Origin of the sequence: Solibacillus cecembensis (genome assembly GCF_050272495.1) — a bacterium.
GTDB classification, from domain to species: Bacteria; Bacillota; Bacilli; order Bacillales_A; family Planococcaceae; genus Solibacillus; species Solibacillus cecembensis.
The window spans coordinates 37,979-49,776 of the sequence record NZ_JBNNMF010000028.1 but is presented as its reverse complement, the minus strand read 5'-3'; the positions used below and the strand labels follow the sequence as shown (position 1 = coordinate 49,776).

10 protein-coding genes, 16 tRNA genes and 1 rRNA gene are annotated in these 11,798 nt (G+C 39.1%); 21 read left to right on the top strand and 6 right to left on the bottom strand.

Annotation, left to right across the window (positions count from 1 at the left end):
* The 18 genes from rrf to rlmN form a co-directional block, all read left to right on the top strand.
* A 5S ribosomal RNA gene (gene rrf / locus ACQKIH_RS19605) occupies positions 1-95 on the top strand; the annotation flags it as partial.
* A gap of 14 nt (positions 96-109) precedes the next feature.
* Positions 110-184, top strand: a tRNA-Asn gene (locus ACQKIH_RS19600).
* Positions 185-192: 8 nt separating this feature from the next.
* Positions 193-284 (top strand) — tRNA-Ser (locus tag ACQKIH_RS19595).
* Between the two features lie 19 nt (positions 285-303).
* Positions 304-378 (top strand) — tRNA-Glu (locus ACQKIH_RS19590).
* 24 nt (positions 379-402) lie between these two features.
* A tRNA-Val gene (locus ACQKIH_RS19585) sits at positions 403-478 on the top strand.
* A 17-nt stretch (positions 479-495) separates the two neighbouring features.
* Positions 496-570 (top strand) — tRNA-Met (locus tag ACQKIH_RS19580).
* A gap of 4 nt (positions 571-574) precedes the next feature.
* A tRNA-Asp gene (locus tag ACQKIH_RS19575) sits at positions 575-650 on the top strand.
* A gap of 22 nt (positions 651-672) precedes the next feature.
* Positions 673-748 (top strand) — tRNA-Phe (locus ACQKIH_RS19570).
* Between the two features lie 18 nt (positions 749-766).
* A tRNA-Thr gene (locus ACQKIH_RS19565) sits at positions 767-842 on the top strand.
* Positions 843-848: 6 nt separating this feature from the next.
* Positions 849-932 (top strand) — tRNA-Tyr (locus ACQKIH_RS19560).
* A gap of 11 nt (positions 933-943) precedes the next feature.
* A tRNA-Trp gene (locus ACQKIH_RS19555) sits at positions 944-1,017 on the top strand.
* Between the two features lie 32 nt (positions 1,018-1,049).
* Positions 1,050-1,125: transfer RNA gene (locus ACQKIH_RS19550), tRNA-His, on the top strand.
* A gap of 41 nt (positions 1,126-1,166) precedes the next feature.
* Positions 1,167-1,242 (top strand) — tRNA-His (locus tag ACQKIH_RS19545).
* A 28-nt stretch (positions 1,243-1,270) separates the two neighbouring features.
* A tRNA-Gln gene (locus tag ACQKIH_RS19540) sits at positions 1,271-1,345 on the top strand.
* 7 nt (positions 1,346-1,352) lie between these two features.
* A tRNA-Gly gene (locus ACQKIH_RS19535) sits at positions 1,353-1,427 on the top strand.
* Between the two features lie 19 nt (positions 1,428-1,446).
* A tRNA-Cys gene (locus tag ACQKIH_RS19530) sits at positions 1,447-1,520 on the top strand.
* Positions 1,521-1,569: 49 nt separating this feature from the next.
* A tRNA-Leu gene (locus ACQKIH_RS19525) sits at positions 1,570-1,651 on the top strand.
* Positions 1,652-2,096: 445 nt separating this feature from the next.
* Positions 2,097-3,164, top strand: a complete 1,068-nt coding sequence (rlmN, locus tag ACQKIH_RS19520; RefSeq protein WP_427768332.1) for a dual-specificity RNA methyltransferase RlmN — start codon at positions 2,097-2,099, stop codon at positions 3,162-3,164.
* A 316-nt stretch (positions 3,165-3,480) separates the two neighbouring features.
* On the opposite strand, the gene ACQKIH_RS19515 is transcribed toward rlmN, so the two are convergent.
* From ACQKIH_RS19515 to ACQKIH_RS19500, 4 genes are read right to left on the bottom strand one after another with little or no spacing between them, the layout of a single operon-like run.
* Positions 3,481-3,978, bottom strand: coding sequence for a pyridoxamine 5'-phosphate oxidase family protein (locus ACQKIH_RS19515; protein WP_427768331.1), 498 nt, complete (start codon positions 3,976-3,978; stop codon positions 3,481-3,483).
* Between the two features lie 10 nt (positions 3,979-3,988).
* Positions 3,989-4,771, bottom strand: a complete 783-nt coding sequence (locus ACQKIH_RS19510; RefSeq protein WP_427768329.1) for an ABC transporter ATP-binding protein — start codon at positions 4,769-4,771, stop codon at positions 3,989-3,991.
* A complete protein-coding gene (locus tag ACQKIH_RS19505) occupies positions 4,771-5,760 on the bottom strand; it encodes a FecCD family ABC transporter permease (RefSeq protein WP_057987159.1) in 990 nt (329 codons plus the stop codon). The genes ACQKIH_RS19510 and ACQKIH_RS19505 overlap by 1 nt, the downstream gene beginning before the upstream one ends.
* Before the next feature lie 15 nt (positions 5,761-5,775).
* Positions 5,776-6,765: an ABC transporter substrate-binding protein gene (locus ACQKIH_RS19500; RefSeq protein ID WP_057987161.1), complete on the bottom strand. Its 990-nt coding sequence runs from the start codon at positions 6,763-6,765 to the stop codon at positions 5,776-5,778.
* Between the two features lie 440 nt (positions 6,766-7,205).
* Between ACQKIH_RS19500 and nagB the strand changes: the two genes are divergently transcribed.
* Both nagB and ACQKIH_RS19490 read left to right on the top strand, forming a co-directional pair.
* Positions 7,206-7,919, top strand: coding sequence for a glucosamine-6-phosphate deaminase (nagB, locus tag ACQKIH_RS19495; RefSeq protein WP_057987388.1), 714 nt, complete (start codon positions 7,206-7,208; stop codon positions 7,917-7,919).
* 97 nt (positions 7,920-8,016) lie between these two features.
* Positions 8,017-8,928: a S66 peptidase family protein gene (locus ACQKIH_RS19490; protein WP_427768328.1), complete on the top strand. Its 912-nt coding sequence runs from the start codon at positions 8,017-8,019 to the stop codon at positions 8,926-8,928.
* A 449-nt stretch (positions 8,929-9,377) separates the two neighbouring features.
* Here ACQKIH_RS19490 and ACQKIH_RS19485 read toward each other — a convergent pair whose 3' ends face one another.
* Both ACQKIH_RS19485 and ACQKIH_RS19480 read right to left on the bottom strand, forming a co-directional pair.
* A complete protein-coding gene (locus ACQKIH_RS19485) occupies positions 9,378-9,887 on the bottom strand; it encodes a hypothetical protein (protein ID WP_057987165.1) in 510 nt (169 codons plus the stop codon).
* 12 nt (positions 9,888-9,899) lie between these two features.
* On the bottom strand, positions 9,900-10,589 hold the full coding sequence (locus ACQKIH_RS19480; protein WP_427768326.1) for a B3/B4 domain-containing protein: 690 nt from the start codon (positions 10,587-10,589) through the stop codon (positions 9,900-9,902).
* A gap of 59 nt (positions 10,590-10,648) precedes the next feature.
* Between ACQKIH_RS19480 and queG the strand changes: the two genes are divergently transcribed.
* Positions 10,649-11,797 (top strand): tRNA epoxyqueuosine(34) reductase QueG, encoded by a 1,149-nt coding sequence (gene queG / locus ACQKIH_RS19475; protein WP_057987169.1) that lies wholly within the window; start codon positions 10,649-10,651, stop codon positions 11,795-11,797.
* Position 11,798: the final 1 nt, after the last annotated feature.

Sequence of the window (11,798 nt, the reverse complement as noted above, 5' to 3'; positions counted from 1 at the left end):
GTCACACCCGTTCCCATACCGAACACGGAAGTTAAGCTCTTTAGCGCCGATGGTAGTTGGGGGCTTCCCCCTGTGAGAGTAGGACATCGCTAGGCGTACATAGTAATATTCCGAAGTAGCTCAGTGGTAGAGCAACCGGCTGTTAACCGGTTGGTCGTAGGTTCGAGTCCTACCTTCGGAGCCATTCTTCTTGGAGAGTTGTCCGAGAGGTCGAAGGAGCACGATTGGAAATCGTGTATGCGGGTAACACTGCATCAAGGGTTCAAATCCCTTACTCTCCGCCAGACTATAACATTTTCAATTGGCCCGTTGGTCAAGCGGTTAAGACACCGCCCTTTCACGGCGGTAACACGGGTTCGAATCCCGTACGGGTCACCATTTAATATATTTAGTATCCAGCACGGAGGATTAGCTCAGCTGGGAGAGCATCTGCCTTACAAGCAGAGGGTCGGCGGTTCGAGCCCGTCATCCTCCACCATAAAAAAATAGTATTATCGCGGGGTGGAGCAGTGGTAGCTCGTCGGGCTCATAACCCGAAGGTCACAGGTTCAAGTCCTGTCCCCGCAACCAAAATGGTCCCGTGGTGTAGCGGTTAACATGCCTGCCTGTCACGCAGGAGATCGCCGGTTCGATCCCGGTCGGGACCGCCATTTATATTTTATACATAAATATGGGTCAGTAGCTCAGTTGGTAGAGCATTAGATTGAAGCTCTAAGTGTCGGCGGTTCGATTCCGTCCTGACCCACCATATTTACTAAATTAATTTGCCGGTGTAGCTCAGTTGGTAGAGCAACTGACTTGTAATCAGTAGGTCGAGGGTTCGACTCCTTTCGCCGGCACCATTACTCGGTGGGGTAGCGAAGTGGCTAAACGCGGCGGACTGTAAATCCGCTCCTTAGGGTTCGGCGGTTCGAATCCGTCCCCCACCACCATTTTTAATCGCAGGGGCATAGTTTAAAGGTAGAACTACGGTCTCCAAAACCGTCAGTGTGGGTTCAATTCCTACTGCCCCTGCCAATTAAATAAAAAATAAACAAAATAATATAGTGGCGGTTGTGGCGAAGTGGTTAACGCACCGGATTGTGATTCCGGCATTCGTGGGTTCAATTCCCATCAGTCGCCCCATTTTTTATTTAGATTTAAGACGTAAAGTTTATAATATAGTGGCGGTTGTGGCGAAGTGGTTAACGCACCGGATTGTGATTCCGGCATTCGTGGGTTCAATTCCCATCAGTCGCCCCATTTTTTATGAAATACATATTAACTTTATTGGGGTATAGCCAAGCGGTAAGGCAACGGATTTTGATTCCGTCATGCCCTGGTTCGAATCCAGGTTCCCCAGCCATTTTTTTGCGGAAGTAGTTCAGTGGTAGAACACCACCTTGCCAAGGTGGGGGTCGCGAGTTCGAACCTCGTCTTCCGCTCCAAAAATACAAATATATATATGGCGGCATAGCCAAGTGGTAAGGCACAGGTCTGCAACACCTCTACCACCGGTTCAAATCCGGTTGCCGCCTCCATATAATTCAAATCGGATATTCCGGTTTTTTTTATTCCTTTTTTTGCTTTGCCGGTATGGCGGAATTGGCAGACGCGCGCGACTCAAAATCGCGTTCCGTGAGGAGTGTCGGTTCGACCCCGACTATCGGTATCATTAGGTTAATTTACGTTACGATTAACAAGTTAAAAAAGCTCATAAACCCTGATATGATGGGGTTTATGGGCTTTTTTCATTTCCTGAGAATACGATAGAAAACGATAAGAATTGATTTTATTTTACACAAGCTGTTATTCAAAGAGGTTTGTATACAGTGTGATCTATTAGTTAATATGAATATATCAATTTCTCTAAAAGTCCCCAATTTTGACGATTACAATTTGAAATGTTTTTTTTTCAACCTTATTTGTAATATGATTAGATTAGTAAAAAGGTGCCTGATCATAAAGTAAACCAATCGGGCTATTAAGGACTGTGTATCTCCCATTTATGCTTCTTGCTACAAATAAGTCTAGCTCGAGGGAGTTATACTACCCATTATTACGGTATAAATATTAATAATAAAAGTGATTTTTAAGGTCAAGGAAAGAGGCGCATTATGAACAAACCATCCATTTATGGATTAACATTAGATCAATTGAAGGAGTGGCTTTTAGCACATGGTCACAAACCGTCTAGAGCATTACAAGTGTGGGATTTACTTTATAGAAAACGTGTAACGGATTTTTCTGACATGAAGGAGGTAAATCCGGAATGTGTTCAATTATTGGCGGATAACTTTGTGATTCAAACATTAACACAACACATTAAGCAAGAAGCCGCAGACGGAACGGTTAAATTTTTATTTAAATTACAGGATGGTAGTTTGATCGAGACGGTCATGATGCGACATAAATATGGGTTATCTGTTTGTGTTACGACACAAGTAGGCTGTAACATTGGCTGCAGTTTCTGTGCGAGCGGATTATTAGCAAAAAGTCGCGATTTATCAGCTGGAGAAATTGTCGAACAGATTATGAATGTTCAACTTCATCTCGATCAATTAGAAAAAGACGAACTTGTAAGTCATATCGTCGTAATGGGAATTGGCGAACCATTTGATAACTTCAATAATCTATTAGATTTCTTAAATGTTGTTCTGGACCATAAGGGACTTGCGATTGCAGGTAGAAGAATTACTGTTTCGACAAGTGGAATCGTTAATAAAATTTATGAATTTACGGATGCGGCAATCCCTGTAAACTTAGCGATCTCGCTACATGCACCAAATAATGAGCTGAGAACACGTATTATGAAAATAAATCGTGCCATGCCGATTGAAAAATTAATGGCATCCCTGAAATATTATTTAGCCAAAAATAACCGTAGAATTACGATAGAATATATTTTACTGAAAGATTTAAATGATCATAAAGAGGAAGCGGAACAACTTGCTGAACTTCTCAGTGATATTAAAGACCAATTGTATGTAAACTTAATCCCGTACAACCCGGTGGATGAACATAGTCAATATCAAAGAAGTGAGCAGGAATCGGTGTTAGCTTTCTATGATACGTTAAAAAAGAATGGCGTCAATTGTAAAATTCGTCAAGAACACGGTACGGATATTGATGCAGCTTGTGGACAGCTACGAAGTAACCAGCTTAAAAAAGGTACCCAGCAGTAAGTGATAAAGTGAACAATCAATCAGTGGGGGTTTTGACACGTAGGACGTGCTAATGCCCGTTATTGCGGGATAAATTGAATACAGAACTACTTAATTTGCAATTTGGTGAATTGTGATGATAATAACAATGGCTATAAACGAAAAGTTCCTATTAATTAATTTCGGAAATTGTGGAATATCAAAAATATTAATATGCTTTTTTATAGCAATACTTACATAACGGTAGAAGCCATATAGAGCTAATATTAATGACGAAGAGTTTTAATAGAAAAAAGCATCGAATCATATGATTCGATGCTTTTTACCATTTCACTTCTTATTTCTTTTTATCAATTACTACATGTGTTAATGTATCTTCGGCAAAATCAATGTCAAATGCTTTTCCGAAGCCTACAACATAGCGTCCTTTTAATGGTGTCAGTTCAAAGAGGGAGAAATCTAATGTGCGTAATAACTGCATCATTTTCTTGCTGTGAACCGTATCGAATGCTTCAAATATTTCTTCATGTCCTTCATTACCTAAGTTTTTAGGGGCACATTGAAAGCGAGCTCGTTCTGTTGCAAAGTGGTTTTGTGTAACTGCTTCATCTGCTACAAGTAATACATCGATTATTTCGTTTTGCTCAAGAAGTTGGTGATGTTCTGCGATATGACTTACATAAACATAAAATTTATTATTTACTTGGACAAATGCTGCTGAGCTGCTAAATGGTTGACCTTCTGGTGTAACAAAGCTTAATAATATACTTTTCTTGCGTTGTAAAAATGCTTCATAGTCTGCACGGATTTGATTTAAATCAATTGTTGTTTTCATATTCATTCTCCTAACTTCTTACGGTATTTTTTAATTGAATGCGAGGGGCAGTATCCCAAACGACATGCTGTATTTCTGCCTCCATTTTATATGTGGACTGGATCATCTGTTCAGTCATTACTTCCTCAGGTGTGCCTTTTTGTACGCAGTGACCATCTTTAACAACGACAATTCGATCACTATAGCTAGATGCTTGATTAAGGTCATGAAGCACCATAACGACAGTCAAACCGGTTTCACGATTCAGCTCACGGACGAGTTCTAAAATTTCATGCTGATGGGCAATATCTAAATACGTTGTTGGCTCATCAAGTAATAAAATTTCGGGCTTTTGAGCTAAAGCCATGGCAATCCAAGCACGTTGAGATTCGCCACCAGATAGGGTAGCAATGGATTGATCTTGGTAATGGGTTAAATGTGTTTTCTCAAGTGCCCAATCGACTATAGCGTAATCTTCATCGTTTAACCGTTCAAACCACTTTTTATGTGGATAGCGACCATAGGCTACTAAATTTCGAACCGTAATATCAGAAGGGGCTTGATTACGCTGACTTAATATACACATTTTCTTTGCTATTTCTTTTGATGCTAAAGTGCGCATATTTTTTTGGTCGAACGTAATCGTACCTGAGCAATACGGAAGCATGCGGGCAACGGCTTTTAAAATAGTTGATTTACCTGAGCCATTTGGTCCAATGATCGATAAGATTTCTCCTTTTTGAACATCAAATGAAAAATTATGGACAACTTCTTTTTGCTCATAACGAATGGAAAGCTGTTCAATTTGTAACATTAAAACGCCTTCTTTCTCATTAAGTATAAAAAGTAAGGACCACCAATAATAGCCATAATAATCCCTGCTGGAATATCGAGGGGAGCAAATAAAGTTCGCCCGACTGTATCGGCCACTAATACAAGGATAGCCCCCATAGCCATACTCATTGGCAGCATATATTTATAATCTGAGCCAACTAATAAACGCGCCATATGCGGAACAATTAAACCAACAAAACCAATCATCCCGATGGCTGCTACTGAAATGGCTGCTAAAAATACAGCTAAAATAGATAGAACAATACGAATCCGTGTTACATTTTCCCCTAAATTGACGGCTACTTGGTCTCCTAGACGGATAATATTTGCTTTTCTAATAGCGAATATTGATAAAATCCACCCAATAATGGCGTATACATAAATCATTTGAAGTGCAGAATGACCCTTTGCTGCTAGGCTACCATTTAGCCATTGGACAGCTGAAGGAAGACGGTCACTATACATAATTGATAAAAAGCCAATAATCCCACCACATAAGGCATTGACTGCCACACCAGATAAAATAATGGTGATTGGGGTAATCCCAGACTTTCGCCATGCAAGTGCGTATACAATGCTTGCAGCAATAATGCCACCAACAAATGCGGCAATAGGAACGAGCTGTATATATTCTGGTTTTGCTAGCATAATAAGTAATACAAATGCAGCGGCACCACTTGTCACGCCAGTAAGGCCGGGATCTGCAAGTGGATTGCCCATAACGGCTTGTAGTAATGCGCCTGAAATTGCGATGTTGGCTCCAATTATTAGTGCTAATAAAACACGTGGAAGACGAATATCCCAAACAATTGTCGTAAAAATCCCATCTTCACGGCCATTCACAAGTGTTTTTAAAATATCTGGAATAGAAATATGTACGCTTCCAAATCCAATAGAGACAATTGTAAGTAGAAGTGCTAATACAAAGGTAATGATAACAATTGCTCGGCTTCTTGTTGACTTTATCATGAAATTTTCCTCATTCTATTGATAGAAATAATCAGCAATTGTTGTTAATGCTGTGTCGACATTCGCAATGGATGTCACCCCGAAAATACTGTAATCAAGGAGGTGGATTTTATCATTTTTATAGGCTGATAATTGTGTCCATGCACTATTTTTAGCAATTTCCTGTTTGAATTTATCTTCATTTGCTCCGTGATCACCTGAAGCTAACACAAAAATCATATCAGGATCGGCAACAACAATTTCTTCTAAATTAAGTGTTGAGTATGTTGAATCTGTTTTTAAAATAGATGTCGCGATATTTTCTGCGCCGAGACGCTCTACTAGGCTACCTAAATAAGATTTATCGTTCATTACCATAAATGAATCCGATGTACCAATTACTAACATAACAGAAGGCAGTTCTTTACCAGCAGCTTGTTTTTCTAATTCTTGCTCTTTAGCTACAATTGTTTGCATAATTTCATTCATTTCTTTTTCCTTGCCGAAATATGTACCTAAAACTTTAAAGCTTAATTTTAAGTCTTCATATGAATCAGTTGGTAAATAAGCTGTAGGTAAATTCATACCTTCTAAAGCTTTATCAAGCGATTCTTGTAATGATGCAGCACCGACAATTAATTCGGTTTGTAGATTTGAAATGACTTCTAAATCTGGAGCCATTGGTGAACCTACTCGAGTAACAGAGTCAAAATCAGTTGGAATTGGATTTGTTGAAGTCGGAACACCTACAGGAACAATGTTTAATAGGTGAAGCATTTCTGTTAAAGGAACCGAAGTTGTAACAATTTTGCCCGGTACCGTTTTAGGAAAAGCGGCTAAAGCTTCTTGGAAAGCTTTTTCGTCTACACCATCTTCAAACGTGTTTGTGCTTACATGATTTTCTTTCGTTTGTTGTTCTTGTGTATTTGATTCAGCCGATCCCACATTATCTATTTCATTTTCAGAACAGCCATAAAGGGCCAAAGTAAGTGCTGCTACCATACTGATACTTGCAAACCTTTTCATAATTACGCCTCCATTAATTGATAATGATTTTCAATATCAATTAATATTAGCAAAGACAATTGAGAATATCAATATGTAATTGAGAATTATTTTCAAAGAGTTCAATTTACGAAAGGAACTATTAGATATAATCGAGACAAAAGTAAAAACTTTTTGTGATTTACAGAATTATTGGATAGTGAAAGACAAGTTTGTGCATTATACTATTTAGAAATAAAGTGTATAATTTTCAGTGAAGCGATTATTTTTCAAGAAATTTTTGTTATAGCTTTTTGTAGCGAAATACGTAGATTTCCGATAAAATTAAGGTAGATATTAAAGGAAAAAAATAGTGAATATATATTGGAATTAAAAAAAGATTAAGCGGCGTTTTTAATACAATAACAAGTACATAAAGCAAAGAGAGAGTAGGGAAATGAATGGCAAGTGTGAATACAAATATGAAGTGGATTGAAGCGGCAAGTTATGAAGAAATGAGCAAAATGGGTGCGGCTATTTTTAAAGAGCAATTAAAGCAAGTGAAGACAAGTGTTTTTGGAATGGCAACGGGGAGTACACCTGAAGGCTTATACAAAGAGTTAGTAAAGGCGTACGAAGCTGGAGAATTATCATTTGCTGAGGCAAAGTCATTTAACTTAGATGAATATATTGGGATTACACCTGAAAATAAAGCGAGTTATCATTACTTTATGGATGAAAATTTATTCGCTCATATCGATATGAAGCGTGAAAATATTCATGTGCCAGCGGGTAGTTCAGAGGATATAGAAAAAACGGCTACAGATTATGATGCGGCAATTGCTACTGCGGGTGGTATTGATATTCAATTATTAGGAATTGGTGTGAATGGTCATATCGGATTTAATGAGCCGGGCACAGCGTTTGAGTTAGGGACAAATGTGGTCGAACTCACACAATCAACACGTGAGGCCAATCAAATTTATTTTGATTCAATTGATGATGTTCCAACACATGCAATTACGATGGGGATTCAAACAATCATGAATGCCAAAAAAGTAGTGCTTTTAATTTCAGGTGCATCAAAGCAAGAAGCGTATGAACGTTTACACAGTGGTGAGATCACAACGGACTTCCCAGCAAGCGCGTTACACAATCATAAAGATGTGACTGTCATTTATACAGGCGTAAAATAATAACAGTGAAAAAGGAGTGCCTCAATATGCACTCCTTTTCTTATTCGATTATTTAACTATGATACAATAGCCATGAAAGTAAAAGGAGGCAATCATTATGAAAATTCGTCCTGCCAGATTACAAAATGGGGATACTGTAGGGCTTGTTGCACTCAGCAGCCCTTTAAATATGGATAGTCTTGGGCAACAATTAGCATTTTTAGATGAATTAGGATTACGCTATAAGCTAGGAAATACGATACAGCCGTATGAAGGCTATTTAGCGGGTACGGATGCAGAGCGTGTACAAGATTTACATGCGATGATTCAAGATCCAGAAGTGAAGGCCATTTTTTGCGTAAAAGGTGGTTACGGCTTAGGTCGAATTATTGATAAAATTAGCTACCCATTAATTGAAGAAAATCCGAAAATTATTTGGGGCTTTTCAGATGTGACACTTCTACATACAGCGGTCAATGACTATGCAAACTTAGTAACATTCCACGGACCGATGTTAGCTCGCTCTAAAGGGGAGTTAGATACATTATCGAAAAAAATGTTCCAACAGCTTTTCACGCCGATTGAAATTCAGTATGATGAACAAATTTCACCGTTACGTACCATTGTTGAGGGCACGGTTAGAGGCGAAATGATAGGTGGTAACTTAAATCGTATTGTTAGTACGATAGGTACGAAGTTTGAACCAGATATGCGCGGGAAAATCCTTTTATTAGAAGATATTGGGGAGTCATTGGAGCAAATTGACGGGATGTTGAACCATTTGCGTTTAGCAAGAAAGCTCGAGCAAGTTGCTGGATTTGTTATTGGGAATTTTAAACTGCCCAATCCAACTGAAACAGAGGAAGATGTTATCCAATTGTTAGCGCATTATTTAAAACCGCTGAACAAACCGGCTTTAGCAGGCTTCCAAATCGGTCACTGTGAACCAAATATAGGAATCCCACTCGGTGTAGATGTCATATTAGATGCTAATGAAAAAACATTGCGCATATTACCTGGTGTAGAATAACTCTTAATTTTTCCTATTTAGCACATAAGAAAGGACCTACCTCACAGTGTGTGGTAGGTCCTTCTCAATAACGAGTGTAAAAGGAAAATCATCATCTAATTGTTGTTTGCTTTTACAATAGTTGGTCATTGGTAAAAGGTAACAGCGGTAAATGTTAAAAAGTAATTGGTTTTCTCAGCTAGTTTTGCTTGAAAGGCAAAGGATACACTCGTTATTTCTCGGTTTGGAGTCTCACCGCACCGAGTAGGAATTAATAATTATGCCTCGGCATAATTGCGTCTAGAATCGGCTTTGTGCTTAGGCCTGCACGATGCAGGTCAGTTAGCCGTTGTCGCATGGATGCGACGTACTTAGGCTAACATCCTTAAAAGAACTCTTTTCCGATTCTGTGACATCCACCGGAGGTTTAACTTTTTTCAGCAGTTGTCCAAACAACTGCTGAAAAAAGTTTAAAAATATTTGCTATCATCAAATTCAATTTCAACTTGATAGTTTTTTGCATTAATTAAGTTGGATAAACGATGCGCTTCTTTTTCAAGTTCATTTGATTGATTGCGATAGTGCGTTGGGTCAAAGAGTGCAACATTATAAAGAACTGTTTCACCAGAGCTGTGATAATAGGATTCTTTTTCAGACATCCCAAGCTGCTTGCAAAAAGCCGCTTCTGCACGTAATTGTATCGCGAGTTCAATGGCTTCTACAACAGGCATGACCTCATCTTTGAATGAAATCGTATTGTCAATGTTTGCACGATAAATAAGAGCATCTAGCTTACGAGAATCTTTTCGAATATCCTTTAGCTCTGCTTCGATCATTTCAAGCGAATATTCAGGTTTAACAGGCTGTTCCCCTTTTTCAATAATCGTATGAGACACTTGGTGAACAGAGGAAGTCAATTCTTGAATCTTTTTCGTTAAAATACTTTTTAACTTTACAGCTTCTGCTAAATTAATTGCCATCTAAATCACTCCTTAATATGTAATTGATTGGTTGTGAATGGATAGCAGAGAGACTTTAAAATCCCCGCCATTTACTTGTGTAAACATTTTACCAGCTGATGCAAGCAATTGCTCACATTCATCGGCAGATAATGAAGGACGTAAATAAAATATTTGCAGCGCATCCGTTGTTTTTTCGGTAACCGCTGTGCGACTTGAATCTACAAACGGACTGCCAAAAGCGCCTAGCTCATCTTTTGAGTAAAGAATGTTTGTTAATGCATTGTACCGACCATTCAACCCTTCATAGCCTGTATTTTCATCCCCTAGTGCGATTTCGATTTGACCTTGAATATTCGCCACATCGTAAATACCAATTGGAATTTCATATTGCAATGAAAAGAAATTATTCAAATCAACAGCCGAATGAAAAGGGGTTAAATAATTTTGCTTTGCGATACGGCGCATAAGGCTTTCCGCGGAATGACGGTAGCGGTTTGGATCTGCACCAAAAAACTTCCAAAGCTTGCGCCATTCTTGAATGCCAGGGCGTTCGGTTAATGGACTTTCTTGCAAGTCTAAAAATAAATGCTCTTGATAAAGCTGTGTGCGCCCTTTAATCATTTGAGGAGATTCTGCCACAACAATTTTGTTATAATGAATAAGACCAATTTTGAACTGGTCATTCATAGTGAATAGTGATTGATTGATTGTAATATTCATATACATCACCTGTTTAATTTATAGTTAACTAATTGTACCATTTGTAAGGAGAGAATAAAATGAAAGTCCATCAGCTTCAGGCTGAATTAATCGAATATGCAAAATCAATCGGTGTCGATAAAATAGGTTTTACAACTGCTGCTCCTTTTCATGAGCTGAAAAACCGTTTGCGCCGTCAGCAAGAGCTTGGCTTTCAGTCAGGTTTTGAGGAGTCTGATGTGGAGCTTCGTACAGAACCTTTACAATTACTGGACGGAGCAGAAAGTATAGTGGCAATTGCACTTGCATATCCTTCGCGTATGAATGATGCTCCTCAAGGAAAAAAGGGAGCGCGCAGAGGAATTTTTTGCCGCGCATCTTGGGGTGTTGATTATCATACGGCAGTACGCGAACGGCTTCAATTGATTGAGGCTTGGCTGCAAGAACGTGTGCCTACTGTGAAAACGAAATCCATGGTTGATACAGGGGAGCTTGTGGACCGTGCCGTTGCACAGCGCGCGGGAATTGGTTGGAGTGGGAAAAATTGTTCGATTATTACACCTGAATTCGGCTCCTATGTTTATTTAGGCGAAATTATGACGAACATCCCGTTTGCACCAGATACGCCGATGGAAGATGAGTGCGGGGAATGTACGCTATGTATCGATGTTTGTCCAACAGGCGCGATTGTAGCACCTGGACAGCTGAATTCCCAACGTTGCATCGCCTTTTTAACACAAACAAAAGGCTTTTTGCCGGATGAATTTCGTGCAAAAATTGGGAACCGAATATATGGTTGTGATACTTGCCAAACTGTTTGCCCGAAAAATAAAGGGAAGCTCAATTGGATTCATGATGAATTTACACCCGATCCAGAGCTAGCCAAACCTTTACTGCAGCCGTTATTAACGATTTCTAATAAAGAATTTAAAGCGAAGTTCGGTCATGTATCGGGTTCTTGGCGTGGGAAAAAACCCATTCAACGAAACGCGATTTTAGCGTTGGCTCATTTTAAGGAAGAAAATGCAGTGCCTGATTTAATTGAGCTCATGATGAAAGATACACGTCCTGTTATACGCGGTACTGCTGCGTGGGCAATCGGTAAAATTGGGTCAGAAGGTGCGAACGATGCATTACTGGCAGCTCAAATGAAAGAACAAGACGAAGAAGTGCTAGCAGAAATTGATAAAGGGCTAGCCATGTTAAAAAATGCAGAGAGAAGGATATAAG